Genomic DNA, 22,985 nt, shown 5'->3' with positions numbered 1-22,985 from the left:
GGCCCCGGCCCCGGCCCCGATCCCGGCCCTGGTACCGGGCCGCACCGGGCCCCGGCCCCAGTGGAGGAGTTCGTACTGGCCAGGCCCCGGGCTTGTCGGCGGGCCCTGCCCGCGTCCCCGCCGCCGAGCGGTCATACCGGCCGATGCCTGGGCCGTACCGGACGAGCCCCGGCCGTCCCGTCTCGGCCCCGGTACCGGTCGCGGTGGACAAGTCCGTCCCGGCCAGGTCCCGGCCCTTGCCGCGCCCCGGCCGCCGGGCTGTCCTACCGGACCGATGCCTGGGCCGTACCGGAGAAGCCCCGGCCCGGTCCCGGCCGTCCCGTCTCGGCCCCGGTGCCTGCCGTGCCGGATGGAACCCCTGCCGTACCCGCTTCCGCCCTGATGCCTGCCGCACCGGACGGAGTCCGGCCGTACCCCCTCGGCCCCGGCCCCTGCCGCACCGGACGGAGCCCCGGTGCGGCAGGCACGGCTCCCCGGTCGTACCGGGCGGGCCCTCCCCGCACCCCGCCGCACCAGGGCTTCCCGGCGGCGCCGGATCAGGGGGAGACCCGTACGGGGGCGGCCCGCCCCTGCCCCGAGGCCTGCACCGGCGACACCGGGCGGGCCCGCACGCCCAGGCCCCGGGGCCTGCCCGGTGGGTGCCGTCTCGCGTCCCGGAGGCCGGGGCCCACCGGAACCGGGTCTCCGGCTCCCGCGTCCTGTGAGGCTGTGATCAGACTCGCCACCGCCGCCGATCTCGACGCCGTCGTCGCCCTCCACACCGAGGCCCGCGCCACCTACTACCGGGGCCACCTGCCGGACGCCGAGTTCCTCGGGCCCGAGGAGGTCGCCCGTTCCCGGGCGGGCTGGGCCGCCGCCGTGGGGCGCGGGACCGTGCTCTGCGCCGAGCGCGACGCGGAGGTCGTGGGCGTCGCCGCGTACGGGGAGCGCGACGGCCTCACCCACCTCACCCAGCTCCATGTGCTGCCCGCCCGCTGGCGGTCCGGCGTCGGCACCGCGCTCCACACCGCCTGCGTCCGCGTCTGGCGCGCCGCCGGGACCCCCTCCGTACGCCTGGAGGTCTTCGAGAAGAACGAACGGGCCCTGGCGTTCTACGCGGCCCACGGCTGGGTCCCGGACCCCGAGCGCCCCCGCGACGGCGACCACCTCGTGCTCCGGCTCACACCGGGGCCCGAAACGGAATGATCCGGACCGGCAGGGACGTTCCCCCGGGGAACACCCGTCCGACCACCGGCACCCCTCGGAGAGAAGTCCTATGCGCGTCGAGATCTGGAGCGACATCGCCTGCCCCTGGTGTTACATCGGGAAGGCCCGGTTCGAGCAGGGGCTCGCGGCCTTCGCCCACCGCGACGACGTCGAGGTGGTGCACCGCTCCTTCGAGCTCGACCCGAACCGCGCCAAGGACGACACGGGCCCCGTCCTGGAGATGCTCGCCGAGAAGTACGGCCGCACCCTCGACGAGGCGCGCGCCATGGAGGCGCACGTCGCGTCGAACGCGCGGTCCGAGGGCCTCGGCTACCTGACCGACGGCCGCGACCACGGCAACACCTTCGACATCCACCGTCTGCTGCACCTGGCCAAGGAGCGCGGCCGGCAGGGCGAACTCCTGGACCTGGCCTACCGCGCCAACTTCGCCGAGGAGCGCTCCGTCTTCGACGACGCCACCCTGCTGGCGCTCGGTGTCGAGGCCGGTCTGGACGAGGCCGAGGTCCGCTCCGTCCTCGCCGATCCGACCGCGTACGCCGACGCCGTGCGCGCGGACGAGCGCGAGGCCGCCGAACTCGGCGCCAACGGCGTCCCGTTCTTCGTCCTCGACCGCCGCTACGGCGTCTCCGGCGGCCAGCCCGCCGAGGTCTTCACCCAGGCCCTGGAGCAGGCCTGGCAGGGCCGGACCCTCCAGCCGGTCGGCGGGGACGCGGAGACCTGCGGCCCGGACGGCACCTGCGAGGTCCCCGGAGCCTGAACGACCGGGGGCCGGGGGCTGTGACAGTGCCGGGGCCCGGGGCCCGGGGCCCGGGGCGTGAGCGGGACCCGCGGCCTCCGGCCCCGGGCCTCCCGGACCCGGCCCCACGGCCCTGCCCCCGACCGGTCCGAGTCCCGTGCCCTCCGGCCCGCAGCGGCCGTCCGGTATCCGCTCTCCGGTCCGTCCGGCCCGCGGTGGCGCGGGCCGGTCCCGGGGGCCGGGTGATTGACGGGTGATCGCCGGGAACCCAGGCTGGGCCCATGGAATCCCTGGACCAGCCGCTCGGCGGCGCCGAGTTCGCGCCGACGAAGACCTATCTCAACACCTCCGCCTGCGGGCTGCTGCCCCGCCGTACCGTCGAGGCCGTCACGCTCCTCGCGCGGGAGACCGCCGAGGGCCGCCCCGACGGCGCGGGCAGCTTCTCCGTCGTGGCCGAGGCCCGTGCCGCGTACGCCCGTCTCGTCGGCGTCGGAACCGACCGGGTCGCCCTCGGCACCTCCGTCGGCGTGCACTGCGGGATGATCGCCCAGTCGATGCCCGCCGGGGCCGAGATCCTCTTCCCCGAGGGGGACTTCTCCTCCGTCCTCACCCCCTTCACGATCCGGGGCGACCTCAAGACCCGGTTCGTCCCGCTGGACCGCCTCGCCGAGTCCATCGGTCCCGGGACCGCGCTGGTCGCCTTCTCCTCCGTGCAGTCGGCCGACGGGCGCACGGCCGACCTCGCGGCGATACGGGCCGCCGCCGCGGCCCACGGCACCCGTACGCTCCTCGACGCCACCCAGTCGGCCGGCTGGCTGCCGCTGCGGGCGGGGGAGTGGGACTACACCGTGGCGGGCGGCTACAAGTACCTGCTCTGTCCGCGCGGCGCGTCCTTCCTCACCGTCACGGAGGAGGCGCAGGACTCGCTGCTCCCCATCCACGCCAACTGGGTCACCGGCGAGGAGCTGTGGGTCAACAGCTACGGCCCGGTCCGCGAACTCGCCCGCTCCGCCCGCCGCTTCGACGAGCCGCCGGTCTTCCACGCCTACCACGGCGCCGCCAGTTCGCTCGCGCTCCTCGAAGAGGTCGGCATCGAGCGGATCGAGGCCCACGACAAGGGGCTCGCGGCCCGTTTCCGCGCGGGTCTGCGCACCCTGGGGCACGAGCCGGTCGCGGACGACTCCACGGTCGTCGCGGTCCCCGGCCTCGGTCATCGCGCGGACGCGCTGCGGGCGGCGGGCATCCTGCTCTCGGACCGCGCGGGGAACCTGCGGGCCTCGTTCCACCTGTACAACACGGCGGCGGAGGTCGACCGCGCCCTGGACGTCCTGGCGGGCTGACCGGAATCCCGACGCCCGAAATCCCCAATCCCGAATCCCGAAAACCCGAATCTCGTAGCCGGTAGCCGGAATCCCGAATCCGGGAGATCCGAAGGCCCGGAGCCCCGACAGCCGGGAGCCCCGAAAGGCCCGGCGGCACCCGAAGCCCGGAAGGCTCCGGAGGACCGAAGGCTCCGGAGGACCGTAGGACCGGACCGCCCGAGACCCCGGGCCCCGTCCGGTGTCGTGGAGGAGGGGCGGTACGGAGACCGGCCAGGTCCCCGTACCGCCCCTCCCTCAGTGGTCCACGTCCCCGGCGGTCCGCGTCCTCAGCAGTTCCCCGGCCCCGTCGGGCACTCGCCCGCCTCGCCCGCCTCCTCGCGCAGGTTCTCCGCCACGAGGCCGAGGAGCCGGGCCAGTTCGGCGCGCTCCTGCGGGGGCAGGCCGCGCAGGGAGAGCGTCTCCAGATCCGTCCAGACGCCCTCGACCCCGGCCCGCAGCGCCCGGCCCTCCTCCGTCGCCTCGACCAGGACCGCGCGCCGGTCGGCCGGGTCCGGGCCGCGCCGGACATGACCGCACTGCTCCAGGCGCTGGAGCATCTTGGTGACCGTGGAGGCGTCGAGTCCGAGGGACTGGATCAGCTCGGACTGGCGGACGGGCCCGCAGTCCCAGAGCCGCATCATCATCATTTCCTGGCCGGGGTAGAGGCCGAGCTCCCGCAGCCCGCGTCCGGCGGCGATCCGGTGCATCCGGGCGACACGGGCCAGGGCGACACCGACGGGCCCGCCACGGGCGGCGGACGGCGCCGGTTCGGTACAGACGGGGTCGTTTCCAGACATGCGGACTCCTCGGGACGGCTCTTCCCCAGATTACCTTGGTCGGCCAATCAATGGGCTACAGTGACATCCGGGCCAGATAGTTGGCCGACCACATAAATTGTGAAGGGGACAGCCATGACCACCGCCTTCGACCCCGTCGACCTCGCCGGCACCCGGCTCGCCAACCGCATCGCCATGGCACCCATGACCCGCAGCCGCGCCGACGCCACGAGCCGCACCCCCACCGCGCTCGTCACCGAGTACTACGCCCAGCGCGCCACCGCCGGGCTGATCATCACCGAGGGCGTCCAGCCGGTCCCCGGGGGCCAGGGCTACCCCTTCACCCCCGGACTGCACAGCCGCGCGCAGATCGCCGCCTGGCGCGAGGTCACCGACGCCGTGCACGCGCGCGGCGGCCGGATCTTCGCCCAGCTGATGCACGCCGGACGGATCGGCCACCCCGACCTCCTCGACGGCGACCTGCACCCCGTCGCGCCCTCCCCGGTGGCCGCCGCCGGACAGGTCTTCACCCCCGAGGGACCCAAGGACCACCCCGTCCCGCGCGAACTCACCGGAGACCAGATCCGCGAGGCCGTCCAGGGCTTCGCCACCGCCGCCCGCAACGCCGTCGAGGCAGGCTTCGACGGCGTCGAGATCCACGGCGCCAACGGCTACCTCATCCACCAGTTCCTGGCCACCGGCTCCAACCACCGCACCGACGAGTGGGGCGGCCCGGTCGCCCACCGCATCCGCTTCGCCACCGAGGTCGTCCGGGCCGTCGCCGCCGAGATCGGCCCCGAGCGCACCGGCCTGCGCATCTCCCCGGCCAACACCCTCAACGACATCTCCGAGACGGAGACCGAAGAGCTGTACGCGGCCCTGCTCGACGCCGTCGCACCGGTCGGCATCGCCTACCTCCACGTCCTGGAGACCGCCCCCGAGCGCCGCCCCCTCGTCCTCGACCTGCGCAAGCGGTTCACCGGCACCTTCATCCTCAGCCCGGCCACCGAGGGCCCGACCGGCGCCGAGTCCCTCGCCCTGGTCGAGGACGGCACCGCCGACCTCGTCGCCTTCGGCAGGCTCTTCGTCGCCAACCCCGACCTGCCCGCCCGGCTGCGCACCGACGGCCCCTACAACCCGCTGGACCCCACCACCCTGTACAGCGGCGACGGGCGCGGATACGTCGACTACCCGGCCCTGTAACCCGGACGCGCCGGAGGGCGGGACCCGCGACCGGACCCCGCCCTCCCGTCGTACGACGACCTCCCGTCGTACGACGACGTACCGCCCCTCCCCGGGGGCTTCACCAGGCCTCGGTGACCGCCCGGCGCGCGCCCTCCAGGTCCACCGCGCGGCCCGTCTCGCCGAGCACCGCGCCCAGCGCGGCCAGCGAGGACTGCACCGCGCCCGGAGTCGCGTCCACCCCGTAGTGGTTGACCCGGATCATCTCCTGGGCCAGCGCCCCGCCGCCCGCGATCAGCGGCAGCGACGGATCGGCGGCCAGCGCCTTCGCCACCAGCTCCGAGGCGTCCGTACCGGCCGGGACGCGCAGCGTCGTCGCCACCGGAGCCGCGTCCGCCGCCTCGTACACGTACGGCTCCAGACCGCCGCCCAGCGCCAGCGCGCCCGCCCGGGTCGCCGCCGCCGCCGACGCGTGCCGCGCCATCAGGGCGTCCAGACCCTCGGCCTCGATCCGCTCCACACACGCTTCGAGGGCCAGCATCTCCAGCTGCGCGGGGGCGTGCAGCAGCGCCTTCCGTCCGCCGTCGATCCAGCGCTCCTTCCAGTCCAGGAGGGAGAGGTACGAGCGGCGCGGCGCCGCCGGGTTCGCCGCGAAGCGCTCCCAGGCCCTCGCGCTCACCGACACCGCCGACACACCGGCGGGGCCGCCCATCGCCTTCTGCGCGCCGATGATGCACATGTCCACGCCCCAGGCGTCCGGCAGCACCGGCTCGGCGCCGATCGAGGCCACCGCGTCCAGGTAGAACAGCGCGCCGTGCGCCCGCACGACCTCACCGATCTCCGCCACCGGGTTGGTGTTGCCGGTCGCCGCCTCCGCGTGCACGAGCGACACGAAGTCGATCTCCGGGTGCTCGGCGAGGGCCCGCTCCACCTGCGCGGCGGTGACCGCAGCGTGGAAGGGCACCACCAGGTCCACCACGGTCGCGCCGCAGTCCCGCAGCCAGTTGCCGAAGGTCTGCCCGTACGGGCCCGTGACCACGTTCAGCGCGGTCGAACCCGCCCGCGCCCCGCTGCGGATGCAGCCCTCCAGGGGGAGCAGCGCCTCGCCCTGGGTGATCACCACGTCCTGCTCCGTGGAGAGCAGCGCGGCCACCCGGCGCTCGATCGACGCGAAGTGCGCGGCGGTCAGCGGGGCCAGGTCCAGGAGCGGATGTGTCACGGTCACGGCGGTGCCTTCTTCGACTCGGTGCGGTGGGCGGAACTGGGCATCAGGGTACCGAGGCGCGGCCCGGCGCCCCTTGGCCCACCTGTACAAAAAGGGATCTTCGTTCCGGTGGGTCCGGTGGGTCCGGTGGGTCCGGTGCGGGCCGCCGGGAGGGGAGGGCGCGGGTCGCTGATCGCGGCGGGACGCGGGGCGGCGGCGCGGGGGCCCGTCCTCGTACAGTGCGGGCATGAGCGATCACACGGTGCTGCACGTGAAGGGGCGGGTGCTCGTCGGACCCGAGGACGTACGGGACGAACTGTGGTGCGTCGGCGGGCGGATCACCTTCGACCGCCCGGCCGCCGAGGCGGTCACCGTCGAGGGCTGGGCGCTGCCCGGACTCGTCGACGCCCACTGCCACGTCGGTCTCGACCGGCACGGTCCCGTCGACGAGGCCACCAGCGAGAAGCAGGCCCTCACCGACCGGGACGCGGGGACGCTGCTCATCCGGGACGCCGGTTCGGCCGCCGACACGCGCTGGATCGACGCGCGCGAGGACCTTCCGAAGATCATCAGGGCCGGTCGGCACATCGCGAGGCCCCGCCGCTACATCCGCAACTACGCCCATGAGATCGAGCCCGCCGACCTCGTCGCGTACGTGGGCCGGGAAGCCCGGCGCGGTGACGGCTGGGTCAAGCTCGTCGGCGACTGGATCGACCGGGAGGCCGGGGACCTCACCGCCTGCTGGCCGCACGCGGAGGTCGGGGCGGCCATCGCCGAGGCCCACCGGCTCGGTGCCCGCGTCACCGCGCACTGCTTCGCGGAGGACTCGCTCAGGGACCTCGTCGAGGCGGGCATCGACTGCGTCGAGCACGCGACCGGGCTCACCGAGGACACCATCCCGCTCTTCGCGGAGCGGGGCGTCGCGATCGTCCCGACGCTGGTCAACATCGCGACCTTCCCGCACCTCGCGGACGGCGGGGAGGCGAAGTTCCCCCGCTGGTCGGCACATATGCGACGGCTGTACGAGCGCCGGTACGACACCGTCCGCGCCGCCTTCGACGCGGGCGTCCCGGTCTTCGTCGGCACCGACGCGGGCGGCTCCCTGGCGCACGGTCTCGTCGCCGAGGAGGTCGAGGAGCTGACCCGGGCGGGCATCCCGCCGCTCGACGCGCTGTCGGCCACCACCTGGGGGGCCAGGGCCTGGCTGGGCCGCCCGTCCCTGGAGGAGGGCGCCCCCGCCGACCTCGTCGTCTACGGAGAGGACCCGCGCGCGGACGTCCGCGCCCTCGCGGCCCCGCGCCGGATCGTCGTCAACGGCCGGGCGGTGGCGTGACGACGTGACGGCCGGGTGGCCTCACGGGCCCATGAACCCATAACCCCATGACCTGACCGCCCGTCGCTCCGGTGCCGCCCGTAGGCCCTGCGGCCTTAGGGGGCCCACGGCCCGACCACCCGTCGGCCCGATGCCGCCCGTAGGCCCCGCGGGCGTCCGGAGCCCGGGGCCGCCCGGCCGTCAGACCGTGAGGGCCGGGCCGAGCGCTCGCCGCTCGTCGGTGGCCGGGACCGTCCGGGCCCCGGAAGCCGGAGTCCGGACGGCCCCGGCCCGAGGGTCCGGCACCGCACCCCAAGGGGTGCCCCGGAGGGACGGTCCGGCCGCTCCCCGGGGCCCCGGCCTCAGCGCTTCGTCAGGAAGGCGAGCTGGGCCTTCTTCTCCGGGATGAAGACCTCCGGCAGGTCCACCTCGGGGAGCACGACCAGCGGGCCGAGGGCGAAGCCCGCCCGGACCATGCGGGCGACGGCCTTCTCGTTGGAGGCGTCCGGGTCGACCACCACCCGGTCGTGGTCCCGCAGCGAGAACGCGATCAGCGCGGTGAGCAGCTGTCCCGTCCAGCCCGGCCGAGGGGCCGTGCCGGGGGCGATCAGCAGGTGCACTCCGAGGTCCCCGGGCAGCACCTCGTAGCACTCGCCGACGCGGTCGGCCGCCGGGTCGTACGTCTGGAAGAGCGCGACCGGCTCGTCGTCCCTGCTGACCAGGAAGCCGTGGTGGGTGGTGAGCGAGTCGAGGTGCGCGTAGATCTCGCGGACCTGCTCGACGGTGGTGCCGACCATGCCCCAGAAGCGGGACCGCTCCTCGTTGACCCAGCCGTGCAGGAGGGGAGCGTCCCGGTCGGGGTCCACGGGCCGGACCGTGACGGTGCCGAAGCCCTCGACGTGCTGGACGTGAACGGCGGTGGTCATCCCTGCTCCTTGGTGAGGTGGTGCCAGTCGGTGGTGACGGGGGCGAGTTCGCCCCGCAGCCACAGCGGGAGCTGGTCCCGGTGGTGCGGGTCGCCGGGCACGCCGGACGCGCCGAGGGGCACGATCCAGCGGCTCCGCTCCCGGTCGGCGAGGTCCCAGACGTAGCGGGCGGCGGAGGCGCGGGCGCTGCGGTCGGTCCAGCCGGGCACGCTGGACGTGGAGAGCACGCAGTCGTGGTCACCGCCCAGTCCCGGCCACCGCTCGTCGTCCGGGTCGGGCAGCGCCTGCCAGGGCGCGAGCCGGTGGGTCGCGCCCCAGGCGGCGGGAGGTTCGCCGGACCCGGTCTCGTCGAGCGCCTCGCGCACGATCCGGTCGACGTCCCCCGCGGGCACGGGACCGGCCACCAGCAGCGTCTCCAGGGCGAAGGCCACCCGGGGGCCGAGGACCAGCCAGGGCCGCAGGAGCGCGGGGTACGGGGTGTGGGCGTCGCGCAGCGCGGCGAAGGCCTCGTGGGCGGCGAGGCGGCGCACCACGGCTCCGCGCACGGCCGCGTAGAGCCCGGCTCCGGTGCTCTCCGCGTCCATCCGCCGGTCCCAGGCGAGGAGCCGGTCGCGCACGGCGGACGCGGCGGGGGAGAGGCCGCTCCCGGCACGGTCCACGGCCGCGAGGAGCCGCGCCGCCGAGGGGTTGTCGGTGTCGGTGTGGACGGTCGCGGTGTTCTCCGGGGTCCACCGGTCGCGGGCGCCGAGCAGCGCGTCGATCCGGTCGGCCCGGTGCGGCGGCGCGAACTCGATGCCGAGGGGCGCGGCCAGGCCCCGGGCGTTCGCCATCACGGCGTGCCCGGTCACCTCGGCGCGCGGCAGCGGCGCGGGCGCGGGCCCCCAGGCGTGCGCCGGGTCCCAGGCGGGCACGGTCCGGAGGGAGTTGGCCCGGTGCCGTACGGGTACGTGGCCGGCGGTCCGGTGCAGGGTGCCGCCCCCGGTGTCGGCGGCGAGGACCACGTTGACGGGCTCGCCCCAGCCGTCGAGGGCGGTGTCCACGTCGGCGACGGTCCGGGCGCGCAGCAGCGCGGGCAGCGTCCCGAAGCCGAGGTCGCCGGTGACGCGGGGCGGGTGCCGCAGGCTGAGGGCGTGGAGGACACCGTCTCCCACCGGCCCGTCCCCGGCACCCTCGCCCACCCGTCCGTCCCCGGCGGCAGGGGCCCCCGGCCGGGCCGCCGCGTCGAAGATCACCGGGCCCCGGTCCGTCTCGATCACCTCGATGACGAACGGTTCCGCGTCCCTGACCTCGACGGTCTCCGTGTGGACCGTCGCCGGGCTCCAGCCGTCGGGGCCGTACGCCTCCAGACCGCCGTCCGGGAGCCGCCGCAGCCGCTCCCGGTAGAGGTCCTGGTAGTCGGCCATCGCGTTGGTGATCGCCCAGGCCACCGGGCCGGTGTGGCCGAAGTGGGCGAGCCCGGGGACACCGGGCACGGCGAGTCCCACCACGTCGTACGAGGGGCAGGCGAGCCGGATCTGCTGGTAGACGCCGGGCGCCTCGATGAACCGGTGCGGGTCCCCGGCCACCAGGGCCGCCCCGCTCTCCGTCCGGGCGCCCGTGACCAGCCAGCCGTTGGAGCCCGAGGTGCCGGGGCCGTCCGTGGCGAAGAGCTCGGTCCACTCCTCGCCGAGCCGCCCGGCGACCTCCTCGCGCCACAGCTTGGTGGGGAGACCGGCGAAGAGGATGTGGGTGGAGAGCCAGACCGCGAGCGGGGTCCACGGCTCCCAGCGGCCGGGCACGAGTCCCGTCGTGGCGAACTCCGGCGCGCGCCGGGCCCCTTCGGCGAGACCGTCGTTGACCCCGGCCACGTAGGCGCGGACCCACGCGGCCGTCGGGGCGTCTTCGCGGGCGAGCCGCTCGTAGCAGCGCCGGGCGGTGTCGGCGAGCCGGGTGCGCCGGGCGAAGACGTCCCAGTCGAGTTCGGCGGAGCCGAGGAACGCGGCGGTGGTGCCCTGGGCCCGGTGCCGTTCGACCTCCAGCTGCCACGCCCGGTCGTGGGCGGTGGTCCGGCCCTGGGCGAAGGCGAGTTCGTCCGGGTCGGCGGCGCGCAGATGGGGGACGCCCCAGGCGTCCCGGTAGACCTCGATGCTCACGCAGACCCCGTTCCCGTCCCTGATTCCGCCATGGTCACGGCCATGCCCTTCCGGTGTTTCTTAGGTTAGGCTGACCTAAATTAATCTACAGGACTTCAGGACAGGGGATCACGGTGGGTCACGGCTGGCAGGGTGCCGTTCTCAAGCTGATGCGCGGCAAGGACTTCACGTTCACCGTGACGGGAGCCGAGCGGGTCACCGAGGACTACCGCCGGGTGCGCTTCACGGACGGCGGGCTCCTCGCGGCTGCCGGGACCCACCCGACGATGTGGGTGCGCGCCTGGTTCGAGAACGCGGGCAAACCGCACCAGCGCGGCTACACCCTGGTCGACCCGGACGTCGACGCGGGCACCTTCAGCCTGGAGTTCGCCCTCCACGACGGCCCCGCCAGCCACTGGGCCCGCGCCTGCGCCCCCGGCGACACCCTGGAGGCGACCCTCCAGGGGACCGGCTTCGAGGCGCCGGAGCCGCGCCCCGGACGGCTGCTGGTGATCGGCGACCCGGCCTCCCTGCCCGCGGTCAACTCCCTGCTGGACGCGCTCCCCGGAATCCCGGCCACCGTCTGGTTCGAGACCCAGCACGCCTCCGACGAGGAACTGCCGGTCCGGCTCGACCCCGACCACCACGAGCTGCGCCGGGTGCCCCGCAAGGACGGCGGCGCGGACCTGGTCGCCCGGGTGAAGGCCGAACTCCCGGCGCTCGCCGACGCCGACCCGTACGTCTGGATCGCCTGCGACACCGCCACCACCCGCACCCTCGCCACGTACGCGCGCAAGGAACTGGCCCTGCCGAAGGAGCGCGTCCACGCGCTCGGGTACTGGCGCGCGAGCTGAACGGCCGGGCCCCGGGCCGCCGGGGGCGGGACGCGCCGGGTTGACGATCCGTTACCCCCGCACGGGGCTGGTCGTTCTCACTCTTCCCGCACCCGTGCCGGTTCGCCCCCGCGTGCGAAAGACGCGTGACGACCGGCAACGGTTGTGTCGAAAAAAATCGAAAATGAACACGGAAACCCCCCTTTGGAGTGAACTCACGCCAGGCGACTGCCGGTTCACTCTCCGTGCGTAAAGATTCCGGTGTCTCAAGTCGCCGAGGCCGCACCGACCCACTGTCCCCGTGGTGAGCGGCAGGCGACGCCATGTCTCTTGTGGGGGTTCCACCATCTTGAACAGCAACACCTTCGGCATGTCCGTGCGCCGTTCCGCCGCCGCCGCGACCGTCGCCGCCCTGGCCGCCGGTCCCGTCCTCCTCGGGGCGCCGGCGGCCCAGGCGGCGGGCGGCGAAGGAAGCGCCACCGCCGTCGTCCTGCGGGCCGGTCTCGACGTCTCCCTCCTCGGCAAGACGGTGAACGTGCCGCTGCGGGCCTCCCTCAACGAGGTCAAGGCGCCGGAGACCGAGAGCGAGACGGCCCTCTCCGTGAGGGTCCAGGGCGCCGAGAACGGAAAGCCGGTCGACGTCCTCGCCGCCGACGTCGCCACCTCGAAGGCCACCGTCGACAAGCGGAAGTCCGAGGGGTACGTGAACCTCGTCAAGGCCCGGGTCCACGTGCCCGGTCTCCCGCTGCTCTCCCTGATCGAGGTCGAGCAGGTCACCTCCAGGGCGCTGTGCGAGGTCGGCAGGAAGCCGGTCGCCGAGTCCAACCTGCTCGGGCACGTCACCGTGCTCGGCAAGAAGACCACCCTGTCCACCGGCGGCCGGACGCACGTCTCCGTCCCCGGTGTCGGCGAGGTCACCCTCGACCTCTCCCGCACCTCCACCACCTCCCGTACGGCGGCGGCGACCGCCCTCGAACTGAAGGTGAAGGTCAACCCGCTGAACCTCGGCGTGGCCGAGGTCGACGGCACCGTGACGCTCGTCGAGGCCACCTGCGAGACGCCCAAGGGCACGGTTCCCACCGAGAAGCCGACGGAGAAGCCCACCGAGAAGCCCACGCAGAAGCCGACCGAGAAGCCGACCGAGAAGCCCACGGAGAAGCCGACCACCCAGCCCACCGGCCAGCCCGGCGGCACGGGCGGCACCGGTGGCAGCGGCGGGTCCGGCAGCACGGGCGGCACGGGCGGCACCGGCGGGTCCGGCGGGTCCGGCAGCACGGGCGGCACCGGCGGCACCGAGCCGCACACCGGGGGGAACACGCCCACCGAGAACCTCGCCGAGACCGGCGGCAGCTCCACCACCCCGTACCTCGCGGGCGGGGCGCTCGCCCTCCTCGTGGCGGGCGGCGGCGCCCTCGCGCTGACCCGCTCGCGCGCCCGCTCGCGGGGCTGACGGCCCGAGGGGGCGCGCCGGGGGCGCCGAAGGGCGGTCCGGGCCGGGGAGGGCGGTGACGACACCGCCCTCCCCGGCCCCCGCTCACCCGCCCATCAACAGGGCCTGGTCGAGGGCCTGGAGGAACCGGTTCGTCGTCACCCGGTCCCGGACCGCGAGCCGCAGCCAGTTCCGGTCGAGCCCCGGGAACGTGTCGCCCCGGCGGGCCGCGAACCCCAGGGTCCGCAGCCGCTCCCGCACCGCGTCCGCCCCCTCGATCCGGACCAGCACGAACGGACCCGCCGCCGCCGACACCGTCCGCACCTCCTCGAACTCCGCGAGCCCGGCCAGCAGATGGGCCCGCTCCACCTCGATCCGGTGCGCCGCGTGCTCCGCCTCCGCCAGCGCCCCGCGCGACACACAGGCCTCCGCCGCCACCAGCGCGGGCGTCGACACCGGCCACAGCGGCTGCGCCCGCTCCAGGAGCGCGAGCGTCTCCGGCGCGGCCAGCGCGTACCCGATCCGCAGCCCGGCGAGACCCCACGTCTTGGTGAGGCTGCGCAGCACCACGAGCCCCGGCACATCGGTCCGCCCGGCCAGCGACTCCCGCTCGCCCGGCACCGCGTCCATGAAGGCCTCGTCGACCACCAGGATCCGCCCGGGGCGGGCCAGCTCGGTGATCCGGTCGGCGGGGTGCAGGACGGAGGTCGGGTTCGTGGGGTTCCCGACCACCACCAGGTCCGCCTCCTCCGGGACCGCCGCCGGGTCCAGCCGGAATCCGTCCGCCGCGCGCAGCACCACCCGGCCCACCGTGTGGCCCGCGTCGCGCAGCGCCGCCTCCGGCTCGGTGAACTGCGGATGCACCACCACCGGCCGCCGCACCGGCAGCGCCCGCGCCAGCAGCACGAACGCCTCCGCCGCGCCCGCCGTGAGCAGCACCCGGTTCGGGGGCAGATCGTGCCGTTCGGCGACGGCCGCCCGCGCGGCCCGGCCGTCGGGATAGGCGGCCAGCGAGGTCAGGGAGGCGGCGATGCGCTCGCGCAGCCAGTGCGGCGGGGTGTCCGTCCGGACGTTGACCGCCAGATCGGTGAGCTTCTCGTCCCGGACCTCGGCGTCACCGTGGTGGCGCAGGTCGTGGGCGTCGGTATCGGGGTACAGATCCATGACCGCCGTCGTGTGGGGGGGTGGGGAGGGTGGGGGGTGAGCCGGGCTCGCCAGCGATGTACCCGTGCGTCACGGGCAACAACCGTACGCCTGAGGCAACTTCGTTCGGACGAACCGGTACGAAAGCGGCGAGAGCGCACGTTGCGCGCCGCGACTTCCGTTTCGGTACGAGGAGTAAGCCCCGGCCCGCGATCCCTCCGGCCCCGGGCTCCCCTCCGTCCCCGCCCCCCGCGTCCGCCCCGGACTCCCCTCCGCTCCCGGGCCCCGCTCCTGCCCCGGATGCCGCTCCTGCCCCGGGCCCCGCTCCTGCCCCGGGCCCAGCTTCGGCCCCGGGCATCGCCCCCGCCCCCGCACGCGGAAGCGCCCCTGTACCGGCGCGCGCGGCCGACAGCAGGGCCGCCGCCTCCGCCACCGACGGGGTGCCCGTGGCGGCCAGCGGGAGCGCCGACGGATGCGGTACGGGTACCGCCGCGAGGTCCTCTGCCGGATACCCCCGCACCGGTACGCCGAGCGACTCCGCCGCCGCCCTGATGCCCGGCTCCGACGCCCGCGCGTCCAGCGTGGCCAGCGCGCGGACGTCCCCGCGCGTCAGCCCCGCCTCCCGCAGTACCGCCCCGATCAGGGCTAGGACCTCGTCGGCGGGGACCCCGGACCGCGCCCCGACGCCGAGGTGCGCGTACGGCACCCCATCCGTTACCAAAGGCCCATGGCTGTAGTCGTCGCGCTCGGCGCGTTCCTCATGACGCTCTTCGGCGGCTGGGTCGCGCAGCGCGTCACCGACCGGCGCCATCTGGTCCTCGGGCTCGCCGGGGGCCTCATGCTCGGCGTGGTCGGACTGGACCTGCTGCCGGAGGCCCTGTCGGCGGCGGGCGGCGAGGTCTTCGGCGTCCCCGAGGCCCTGCTGCTCTTCGTCGGCGGCTTCCTCTTCGCCCATGTGGTGGAACGGCTCCTCGCCGTGCGCAGGGCCGCCCACGGTGCCGCCGACTGGGGCGCGGAGCCCGGCGGCCCGTCGAAGGGGAAGGAGCGGGTCCCGCAGGTCGGCCTCACGGCCGCCGCCGCGATGGTCGGCCACAGCCTCATGGACGGCATCGCCCTCGGCGCCGCCTTCCAGGTCGGCGGCGGCATGGGCGCCACCGTCGCGCTCGCCGTCATCACCCATGACTTCGCCGACGGCTTCAACACGTACACGATCACCAGCCTCTACGGGAACGACCGCCGCAAGGCCCTCGGGATGCTCGTCGCGGACGCCCTCGCGCCCCTGGTCGGCGCGGCCTCCACCCTGTTGTTCACCCTTCCGGAGGAACTGCTCGGCGCCTATCTCGGCTTCTTCGGCGGAGTCCTGCTCTACCTGGCCGCCGCCGAGATCCTGCCGGAGGCCCACCACGACCACCCGGCCCTCTCCACCCTGCTGTGCACGGTGGCGGGCGTCGGCTTCATCTGGTGCGTGGTGGGGATCTCCGGCGGCTGACCTCACGCGACCGGACCGCCCGCGCAGTGCCCGACGAACCGCGCGGCCACCCCCGGCGCGCCCGCCCAGTGGGTGTGCACGTAACTGGCGTGCACTCCCCGTCGTACGAAGCCCTCGACCCGCCGCTCGGGCTGCCGCAGGCCCCACGCGGGCAGCTCACCGGCGCCCGGCTCGATCACGGTCCGGTGGAACTCGTGGCCCCGCATCCGCGCCCCGGCGGGCGCGAGGACGCTGTCGCTGACGGCGACGGCGTCCCGGTACCCGAGCGTGAGCCGCTCCGACATCCGGGCGTCGGCGTCGAGCACCCCGCACATCGGAAGGCCGTCGAGCGACCGCGCCAGATACAGCAGTCCGGCGCACTCGGCGGCGACCGGCGCCCCCGACGCGGCCAGCGAGGCCACGGCCTTCCGCAGCGGCTCGTTGGCGGACAGCGCCTCCCCGTACATCTCGGGGAACCCGCCGCCGATCACCAGCCCCGAGGTGCCCTCCGGCAGCTCCTCGTCCCGCAGCGGGTCGAAGGTCACGACCTCCGCCCCGGCGGCCGTCAGCAGCTCGGTGTGCTCGGCGTACGAGAAGGTGAAAGCGGCCCCTCCGGCGACGGCGACCACCGGCCGCCGCACCCCGACGGCCCCCGACCCGGCCACTGCAACGGCCCCGGCCGGTCCACCGGGAGCCCCGACCTCGGCGGACCCGGCCGACCACGGCTCGGCGGACAGTTCCGGCGCGCTGCGCGCCAGCGCGAGCAGGGCCTCCAGATCGCACCCGGCCCGTACCTGCTCCGCCTGCGCGGCCACCGCCGCCACGGCCGCCGCCTGCCGTTCGGCGACCGGCACGAGCCCCAGGTGCCGTGACGGCGTGGCCACGGCGGGCGCCCGCCGCAGCACGCCGAGCACCGGCACCCCGGACTCCCCGAGCGCCTCCCGCAGCAGGTGCTCGTGCCGGTCGGTGGCCACCTTGTTGAGGATCACACCGCCGATCCGCACCTCCGGGTCCCAGGACGCGAACCCGTGGACGAGCGCCGCCACCGACCGCGACTGCGAGGAGGCGTCGACGACCAGCACCACGGGCGCCTTCAGAAGCTTCGACACCTGCGCGGTGGAGGCCAGTTCGCCCTGGTCGGCGGCCCCGTCGTAGAGGCCCATGACCCCTTCGACCACGGCCAGGTCGCAGCCGCGCGCCCCGTGCGCGAAGAGCGGCGCGACGAGCCCCGTACCGCACATGTAGGAGTCGAGGTTGCGTCCGGGGCGGCCGGTCGCCAGGGCGTGGTAACCGGGATCGATGTAGTCGGGGCCGACCTTGTGCGGGGAGACGGCCAGGCCACGGCCGGCGAACGCGGCCATCAGACCGGTCGCGACCGTGGTCTTGCCCGCGCCCGAGGAGGGCGCGGCGATGACGAGACGTGCTACCACTCGATGCCCCGCTGGCCCTTCTGCCCGGCGTCCATCGGGTGCTTGACCTTGGACATGTCGGTGACGAGGTCCGCGAAGTCCACCAGCTCCGCCGGGGCGTTGCGGCCGGTGATGACGACGTACTGCTGCCCGGGACGGTCCCGCAGCACCTCGACGACCTCCTGGACGTCGATCCAGCCCCAGTGCAGCAGATAGGCGAACTCGTCGAGGACGTAGAACTTGTACGTCTCCTCGGCGAGGTCCCGCTTGACCTGCTCCCAGCCCTCGCGGGCCTTCTCCTCGTGGGTCTGCTCGCCCTCGGCGGTCTCCCGCTGGATCCAGGACCAGCCCTCGCCCATCTTGTTCCAGGTGACGGTGCCGCCCTTGCCGGTCTCGCCGAGCGCCTTGAGGGCGTTCTCCTCGCCGACCTTCCACTTGGCGGACTTCACGAACTGGAACACCCCGACCGGCCAGCCCTGGTTCCAGGCGCGCAGCGCCATGCCGAACGCGGCGGTCGACTTCCCCTTGCCGACGCCGGTGTGCACCATCACCAGGGCCCGGTTGCGGCGCTGACGGGTGGTGAGACCGTCGTCCGGAACGACGGTCGGCTGTCCCTGTGGCATTAAGCGGCCCTCCTGATGGTGTGTGCGGTCTGTCCCGCGCGCCCCGCGCGAGCCGGACGCGCCCCCTGTACGTCCCTGACGAGCCCGGCGATCGCGTCGGCGCGCAGCTCCTCCAGGGTGACGGCGGTGCCGCCGAGTTCACGGGCGAGTTCCCGGGCGAGCCCCAGCCGCACCGGCCCCGTCTCGCAGTCCACGACGACCGACGCGATGCCCTCGGCGGCGTGCAGCCGGGCCGCGCGGGCCGCGAGCGCCACCGGGTCGGCGCCGCCGCCGGTCGCCCGGCCGTCGGTCACGACGACGAGCAGCGGGCGGCGCGAGGGGTCCCGCAGCCGCTCGATCCGCAGCACGTCGTGGGCCTTGAGGAGCCCCGCCGACAGCGGGGTCCTGCCGCCCGTCGGCAATTGTTCGAGCCGGGCGGCGGCGGCGTCCACGGACGAGGTCGGCGGCAGCGCGACCTCGGCGTCCCGGCCCCGGAAGGTGACCAGACCGACCTTGTCGCGCCGCTGGTAGGCGTCGAGCAGCAGGGAGAGGACGGCGCCCTTGACCGCGCTCATCCGCCGCCGCGCCGCCATCGAACCGGAGGCGTCCACGGCGAACAGCACCAGGTTCCCCTCCCGCCCCTCCCGTGTCGCCTGCCGCAGGTCGTCCCGGCGCAGCACCAGTCCGGGCCCGCTCCGGCCGCGCGCCCGCTGGTGCGGCGCGGCGGCCCGTACGGTCGCCGTCAGATGCAGCTTGGTCAGCGCCCCCCGGGGCCGTACGGAGCCGGTGGTGCGGCCCTGCTCGGTCCGCGCCCGGGACCGGCGCCCGGCCGCGCCCTCGCCGAGACCGGGCACGCTGAGCACCTTCGTGCGGAACGGCTCGGCGGCGGCGACGGCGGCGCGCTCGCCGGAGCCCGCGCCGGAGTCCGGGCCGGATTCCGCGCCGGTCTCCCGCGCGGCGGGCGCCGGAGCGGACGCGGGGGAGTCGGGCGCGGGCGCGTCGGGCGCGGGGGCCTCCGGCGCCGGGCCGTCCGCCGGGCCCTGCGGCACCGCGTCCGGGCCCTCGCCCTGCGGCGGTACGCCCCCGCCGGGGCCGCCGTCCGGGCCGCCGTCGCCCGGACCGTCCGGCTCGGGCTCGTCGTCCGGGTCCCCCTGGGGCTCCTCGCCCTTGAAGCGCTCCAGGGTCTCGTCGAGCTTGTCCTCGTCGAGACCGGGCGCGTCGAAGGGGTTGCGGCGGCGGCGGTGGGGCAGCGCGAGGAGCGCGGCCTGCCGCACGTCCTCCGAGTCCACCTCGGTCCGGTCCGCCCACGCGGCCAGCGCGGTCGCGGTCCGGGCCATCACGATGTCGGCGCGCATCCCGTCCACCTCGAACGCGGCACAGGTCGCGGCGATCTGGAGCAGCGCCGCGTCCCCGAGGACCACCCGAGGCAGCCGTTCGCGGGCGGCGACGATCCGGGCCCGCAGCGCGGACTCCTCGTCGGCCCAGCGCGCGGCGAACGCGTCCGGGTCGTCCTCGAACGCGAGCCGCCGCCGGACCACCTCCACCCGCTGCGCGGGCTCCCGGGAGGCCGCGACCTCCACGGTGAGGCCGAACCGGTCGAGCAGCTGCGGACGCAGCTCGCCCTCTTCGGGGTTCATCGTCCCGACGAGCAGGAAGCGGGCGGCGTGCCGCACGGAGACGCCCTCGCGCTCCACGTGCGAGGAGCCCATGGCGGCGGCGTCGAGCAGATGGTCGATGAGGTGGTCGCTCAGCAGGTTGACCTCGTCGACGTACAGGATGCCCCGGTGCGCGGCGGCGAGCAGCCCCGGCTCGAAGGCCTTCACGCCCTCGGCGAGCGCCTTCTCGAAGTCGAGGGCGCCGACGAGCCGGTCCTCGGAGGCGCCGACGGGCAGCTCGACCATCCGCGCGGACCGCTCGGCCGCCGGGGCGGCGTCGTGCGGGCCGTCGGGGCAGCCCGGGTCGGGCGAGGCCGGGTCGCAGCTGAACCGGCAGCCCGCGACGACCGGCACCGGCGGCAGCAGTTCGGCGAGCGCCCGGACGGCGGTGGACTTCGCGGTCCCCTTCTCGCCCCGGACCAGCACCCCGCCCACGGCCGGGCTGACGGCGTTGAGCAGCAGTGCGAGCCGCAGGTCGGCCATGCCGACGACGGCGGTGAACGGGTACCGGGCGCTCATCGGCCGGTCCTTTCGTCGAGTTCGCTCCACGGGCGTCCCGTCCGGGACCCCGCGCTTCCGGTGCCGGTGGGGACGGCCGTACGGGTGCCCGCGCCCGGGGCCCCGCCCGCGCTCACGGCGCTCCCGGCGGCACGAACGGCAGGCCGGGCGGCGGACCGTTCTCGATCAGCCGCAGCAGCGCGTCGGTGTCCGCGTGTTCCTCGATCAGGTCGCCGAGCCGGTCGAGCTGCTCCTCGCGGAGCGCCGCGAACGAGGTGCCGGGCGCAGGGACGAAGCGGCGCCCGGCCGCCGCGGCGACCTCCCGCAGGAACGCGCGCCGGAAACCGTCGCTCTCCAGCGAGCCGTGCCAGTGGGTGCCCCACACGGACCCCGCCCGGCATCCGTCGAGGAACGCCTCGCCGCCCAGCACCTCGGCGACGCCGTGGTGGATCTCGTACCCCTCGACCGGTTCCCCGAGGGCCTCGCCGGACGGCCGGGCGAGGGTCTTCTCACGGGCGAAGCGGACCCGTACGGGCAGCAGCCCGAGCCCGGCGACGGCCCCCGCCCTCGACTCGACCTCGTCGTCGATGTGCTCGCCGAGGACCTGGAAGCCGCCGCAGATCCCCAGCACCGGACGGCCCTCGGCCGCGCGCCGGACCAGGGCGTCGGCGAGTCCCCGCTCGCGCAGCCAGGCCAGCGCCCGGACCGTGCCCCGGGTGCCGGGCACGACGACGAGGTCCGCGTCGACGAGTTCCTCGGGCCGGTCGACGAACCGGACGACGACGCCCGGCTCGGCCGCCAGCGCGTCCACGTCCGTGAAGTTGGACATCAGCGGTACGGCGCAGACCGCGACCCGCAGCACGTCCGCGCCGACCGGCGGGGCGACGACCGACTCGCGGACCGTGCCGCGCAGCGAGACGCGCAGCCCGTCCTCCTCGTCGATGCCGAGGCCGTGCGCGTACGGCAGGACGCCGAAGGTGCGGCGGCCGGTCAGCCCGTGCAGCATGTCGAGGCCCGGTTCGAGGAGGCTCACATCGCCCCGGAACTTGTTCACCAGGTATCCGGCGACCAGTTCCTGGTCCTCGGGGGCCAGCAGCGCCGTCGTGCCGAAGAACTGGGCGAAGACCCCGCCCCGGTCGATGTCGCCGACCACCACGACGGGCAGCCGCGCGGCCCGCGCGACCCCCATGTTGACGATGTCGGTGCGCCGCAGATTGATCTCGGCGGGGCTGCCCGCGCCCTCGCAGATCACCGCGTCGTAGGTGCTCCGCAGCTCCTCCAGGCAGGCCATCACCGGCTCGAACAGCTCCTTCTGCCGTCCGCCGTGGTAGCCCCGGGCGCTCATCTCGCCCACCGGCCGGCCCATCAGGACGACCTGGCTGGAGCGGTCGCCGCCCGGCTTGAGGAGCACCGGGTTCATCAGCGCCGTCGGCTCCACCCGGGCGGCCTGCGCCTGCATGGCCTGGGCCCGGCCTATCTCGGCGCCCTCGCGGGTCACGAAGGAGTTCAGGGACATGTTCTGTCCCTTGAACGGCGCCACCTTCAGGCCCTCGCGGACCAGCCAGCGGCAGATCCCGGCCGTCACGACGCTCTTCCCGGCGTCGGACGTCGTACCGGCGACCAGCAGCCCCCCACCCCTCACTTCGTCCTCCGCTTCACGGTGTCGGTCAGTATCCGGCCGCCCACGCAGACGGCCAGGGTGAGCGCGGTGACCCGGCGGGACAGCCGGACCGCCCGTTCGATGTCGGGCACCTCGACGGCCCGGCCCGTCGCGTTGAGCACCGGCCGGTGCTCGACCCGGCCGCCGTACGCGAGGGTGCCGCCGAGCCGTACGCCGAGCGCGCCCGCGAAGGACGCCTCGACGGGGCCCGCGTTGGGGCTGGGGTGGCGCGCCGCGTCCGCCCGCCAGGCCCGTACGGACCCGCGCGGGTCCCCGCCCGCGACGGTGGCGAGGACGGCCGTCAGCCGGGCGCCGGGCCAGCCCGCGAGGTCGTCGAGCCGGGCCGAGGCCCAGCCGAAGCGGCGGTGCCGCGCGGACTTGTGGCCGACCATCGCGTCCAGGGTGTTGACGGCACGGAAGCCGAGCAGCCCCGGCACGCCCGCGACCGCGCCCCAGAACAGGGCGCCGACCACGGCGTCGGAGGTGTTCTCGGCGACGGACTCGACGACGGCGCGGGCCATCGCGGGCCCGTCCAGGGACTGCGGGTCGCGCCCGCACAGGTGCGGCAGCCGCTCCCGGGCCACCTCCAGGTCCCCGGCGGCCAGCGCCCCGCCGATCGCGCGGGCCTCCCGGCCCAGGGTCGTCCCGCCGACCACGGCCCAGACGGAGACGGCGGTGAGGGCGACGGCGGCGGACGGCCGGTTCCGCACGGTCCGCGCGGCGAGGGCGCCCAGGGCCGCGGCGGTCCCGGCGCAGACGGCGGTGTGCAGGGTGCCCCAGCCCCGGTGGTCGTGGTGGAGGCGGTCCTCGACGGCGGCGGCGGCCCGGCCGAACGCGGCGACGGGATGGCCCCTCCGGGGGTCGCCGACGAGCAGGTCCACGGCGAGACCGGCGGCGGCGCCGCACGCGAACACACCGGTGGTACTGGGGCGGCCGGGCATGGCGCTCCGTCCTCACTCAGGGTCCGCGCCCTGGATCGACGTCACCGGCGGCGAGAGTTCCTGGCTCCCGGACCCCTCGGATCCGGTCACAGTGGCGGGACCGCGCCGGATTCGCACCGGACTTCCTCTTCTGCCGCCGTCTTGGCCCCGGCAGTCCACCACGCCCCGAGAACAGCCGTCAACTCACCTTGACCTGCGACGGGTCACTGTGCGGAGCACCACAGACACGGCCCGGACGCGCGGAGGCCGGGTGGCCGCACACGAGGTGCGGCCACCCGGCCTCCGGGGGGCGTGGACCGTCAGGCGACGATCAGGTAGATGCCGTACGACACGGCCGCCACGCACAGGGCGAAGCAGGCGTAGGCGCCGGTGCGGGCCAGGACGGCGGAGCCGCCCCGGGCGGCGGCCTGCTCCTGCTTGGAGAGGCCGACGATGCCGAGGGTGAAGAGGCCCACGAGGGCGAGCGTGGCCACGAGGCTGACTCCGAACACGGAGCCGAGGGCCGCCCAGTCGATCTTCATGTCGTTCGTTCC

20 protein-coding genes and 1 riboswitch are annotated in these 22,985 nt (G+C 75.3%); of the genes, 8 read left to right on the top strand and 12 right to left on the bottom strand.

Features of this window, described 5'->3' with window-relative positions; all coding sequences use genetic code 11:
* Positions 1 to 708: 708 nt before the first annotated feature.
* The 3 genes from ACFXGN_RS07475 to ACFXGN_RS07465 all read left to right on the top strand — a co-directional run bounded on the left by ACFXGN_RS07475 (position 709) and on the right by ACFXGN_RS07465 (position 3,282).
* Positions 709 to 1,185: a GNAT family N-acetyltransferase gene (locus ACFXGN_RS07475; RefSeq protein WP_384854756.1), complete on the top strand. Its 477-nt coding sequence runs from the start codon at positions 709 to 711 to the stop codon at positions 1,183 to 1,185.
* A 70-nt stretch (positions 1,186 to 1,255) separates the two neighbouring features.
* Positions 1,256 to 1,963: a DsbA family oxidoreductase gene (locus ACFXGN_RS07470; protein ID WP_384854753.1), complete on the top strand. Its 708-nt coding sequence runs from the start codon at positions 1,256 to 1,258 to the stop codon at positions 1,961 to 1,963.
* A gap of 260 nt (positions 1,964 to 2,223) precedes the next feature.
* Positions 2,224 to 3,282: an aminotransferase class V-fold PLP-dependent enzyme gene (locus ACFXGN_RS07465; protein ID WP_384854751.1), complete on the top strand. Its 1,059-nt coding sequence runs from the start codon at positions 2,224 to 2,226 to the stop codon at positions 3,280 to 3,282.
* A 308-nt stretch (positions 3,283 to 3,590) separates the two neighbouring features.
* Here the strand turns inward: ACFXGN_RS07465 and ACFXGN_RS07460 are convergent, their stop codons facing one another.
* Positions 3,591 to 4,100 (bottom strand): MarR family winged helix-turn-helix transcriptional regulator, encoded by a 510-nt coding sequence (locus ACFXGN_RS07460; RefSeq protein WP_384854748.1) that lies wholly within the window; start codon positions 4,098 to 4,100, stop codon positions 3,591 to 3,593.
* A 114-nt stretch (positions 4,101 to 4,214) separates the two neighbouring features.
* Here ACFXGN_RS07460 and ACFXGN_RS07455 point away from each other — a divergent pair, with 114 nt between their 5' ends.
* Positions 4,215 to 5,282: an alkene reductase gene (locus tag ACFXGN_RS07455; protein ID WP_384854745.1), complete on the top strand. Its 1,068-nt coding sequence runs from the start codon at positions 4,215 to 4,217 to the stop codon at positions 5,280 to 5,282.
* A 100-nt stretch (positions 5,283 to 5,382) separates the two neighbouring features.
* On the opposite strand, the gene ACFXGN_RS07450 is transcribed toward ACFXGN_RS07455, so the two are convergent.
* Complete coding sequence (locus ACFXGN_RS07450) at positions 5,383 to 6,480, bottom strand: pyridoxal-phosphate-dependent aminotransferase family protein (protein ID WP_384855866.1); 1,098 nt, start codon at positions 6,478 to 6,480, stop codon at positions 5,383 to 5,385.
* Between the two features lie 232 nt (positions 6,481 to 6,712).
* Here ACFXGN_RS07450 and ACFXGN_RS07445 point away from each other — a divergent pair, with 232 nt between their 5' ends.
* A complete protein-coding gene (locus ACFXGN_RS07445; protein WP_384854743.1) occupies positions 6,713 to 7,798 on the top strand; it encodes an amidohydrolase family protein in 1,086 nt (361 codons plus the stop codon).
* A 341-nt stretch (positions 7,799 to 8,139) separates the two neighbouring features.
* On the opposite strand, the gene ACFXGN_RS07440 is transcribed toward ACFXGN_RS07445, so the two are convergent.
* Together ACFXGN_RS07440 and ACFXGN_RS07435 are read right to left on the bottom strand one after the other, a co-directional pair.
* Positions 8,140 to 8,703 (bottom strand): GNAT family N-acetyltransferase, encoded by a 564-nt coding sequence (locus ACFXGN_RS07440; protein WP_384854740.1) that lies wholly within the window; start codon positions 8,701 to 8,703, stop codon positions 8,140 to 8,142.
* The gene (locus tag ACFXGN_RS07435; protein WP_384854738.1) at positions 8,700 to 10,835 is read right to left on the bottom strand and encodes a penicillin acylase family protein; all 2,136 of its coding nucleotides are present in this window, start codon (positions 10,833 to 10,835) and stop codon (positions 8,700 to 8,702) included. Before ACFXGN_RS07435 ends, ACFXGN_RS07440 begins: the two co-directional genes overlap by 4 nt.
* A gap of 113 nt (positions 10,836 to 10,948) precedes the next feature.
* Between ACFXGN_RS07435 and ACFXGN_RS07430 the strand changes: the two genes are divergently transcribed.
* Positions 10,949 to 11,668 carry a siderophore-interacting protein gene (locus tag ACFXGN_RS07430; RefSeq protein WP_384854735.1) on the top strand — a complete coding sequence of 240 codons (720 nt, stop codon included), beginning with the start codon at positions 10,949 to 10,951 and terminating at the stop codon, positions 11,666 to 11,668.
* Positions 11,669 to 11,996: 328 nt separating this feature from the next.
* Positions 11,997 to 13,097: an SCO1860 family LAETG-anchored protein gene (locus ACFXGN_RS07425; RefSeq protein WP_384854733.1), complete on the top strand. Its 1,101-nt coding sequence runs from the start codon at positions 11,997 to 11,999 to the stop codon at positions 13,095 to 13,097.
* Between the two features lie 84 nt (positions 13,098 to 13,181).
* Here ACFXGN_RS07425 and cobC read toward each other — a convergent pair whose 3' ends face one another.
* Entirely contained in the window at positions 13,182 to 14,240 is a 1,059-nt protein-coding gene (gene cobC / locus ACFXGN_RS07420; RefSeq protein ID WP_384854731.1) for an Rv2231c family pyridoxal phosphate-dependent protein CobC, read from the bottom strand.
* The gene (locus tag ACFXGN_RS07415; protein WP_384854728.1) at positions 14,191 to 15,030 is read right to left on the bottom strand and encodes a cobalamin biosynthesis protein; all 840 of its coding nucleotides are present in this window, start codon (positions 15,028 to 15,030) and stop codon (positions 14,191 to 14,193) included. Before ACFXGN_RS07415 ends, cobC begins: the two co-directional genes overlap by 50 nt.
* On the opposite strand from ACFXGN_RS07415, the gene ACFXGN_RS07410 reads away from it, so the two are divergent.
* A complete protein-coding gene (locus ACFXGN_RS07410; RefSeq protein ID WP_384854725.1) occupies positions 14,947 to 15,708 on the top strand; it encodes a ZIP family metal transporter in 762 nt (253 codons plus the stop codon). The two genes, ACFXGN_RS07415 and ACFXGN_RS07410, sit on opposite strands and share 84 nt — an antisense overlap.
* Positions 15,709 to 15,710: 2 nt before the next feature.
* Here the strand turns inward: ACFXGN_RS07410 and ACFXGN_RS07405 are convergent, their stop codons facing one another.
* The 6 genes from ACFXGN_RS07405 to ACFXGN_RS07380 form a co-directional block, all read right to left on the bottom strand.
* A complete protein-coding gene (locus ACFXGN_RS07405; protein WP_384854722.1) occupies positions 15,711 to 17,117 on the bottom strand; it encodes a cobyrinate a,c-diamide synthase in 1,407 nt (468 codons plus the stop codon).
* Positions 17,111 to 17,719, bottom strand: a complete 609-nt coding sequence (cobO, locus tag ACFXGN_RS07400; protein ID WP_366443079.1) for a cob(I)yrinic acid a,c-diamide adenosyltransferase — start codon at positions 17,717 to 17,719, stop codon at positions 17,111 to 17,113. The genes ACFXGN_RS07405 and cobO overlap by 7 nt, the downstream gene beginning before the upstream one ends.
* Positions 17,719 to 19,872 carry a putative cobaltochelatase gene (locus ACFXGN_RS07395; RefSeq protein ID WP_384854719.1) on the bottom strand — a complete coding sequence of 718 codons (2,154 nt, stop codon included), beginning with the start codon at positions 19,870 to 19,872 and terminating at the stop codon, positions 17,719 to 17,721. Before ACFXGN_RS07395 ends, cobO begins: the two co-directional genes overlap by 1 nt.
* A gap of 112 nt (positions 19,873 to 19,984) precedes the next feature.
* The gene (locus tag ACFXGN_RS07390) at positions 19,985 to 21,493 is read right to left on the bottom strand and encodes a cobyric acid synthase (RefSeq protein ID WP_384854716.1); all 1,509 of its coding nucleotides are present in this window, start codon (positions 21,491 to 21,493) and stop codon (positions 19,985 to 19,987) included.
* Positions 21,490 to 22,452, bottom strand: coding sequence for a cobalamin biosynthesis protein (locus tag ACFXGN_RS07385; protein WP_384854714.1), 963 nt, complete (start codon positions 22,450 to 22,452; stop codon positions 21,490 to 21,492). Before ACFXGN_RS07385 ends, ACFXGN_RS07390 begins: the two co-directional genes overlap by 4 nt.
* A gap of 31 nt (positions 22,453 to 22,483) precedes the next feature.
* Positions 22,484 to 22,627, bottom strand: a riboswitch (cobalamin riboswitch).
* 124 nt (positions 22,628 to 22,751) lie between these two features.
* Positions 22,752 to 22,973 (bottom strand): hypothetical protein, encoded by a 222-nt coding sequence (locus tag ACFXGN_RS07380; RefSeq protein WP_366443083.1) that lies wholly within the window; start codon positions 22,971 to 22,973, stop codon positions 22,752 to 22,754.
* Between the last annotated feature and the right edge of the window lie 12 nt (positions 22,974 to 22,985).

The sequence above is a fragment of the Streptomyces sp. NPDC059247 genome, from assembly GCF_042754005.1.
GTDB lineage: Bacteria > Actinomycetota > Actinomycetes > Streptomycetales > Streptomycetaceae > Streptomyces.
Note: the sequence above shows the minus strand (reverse complement) of the source record. Positions and strands in the feature narration are given on the sequence as shown.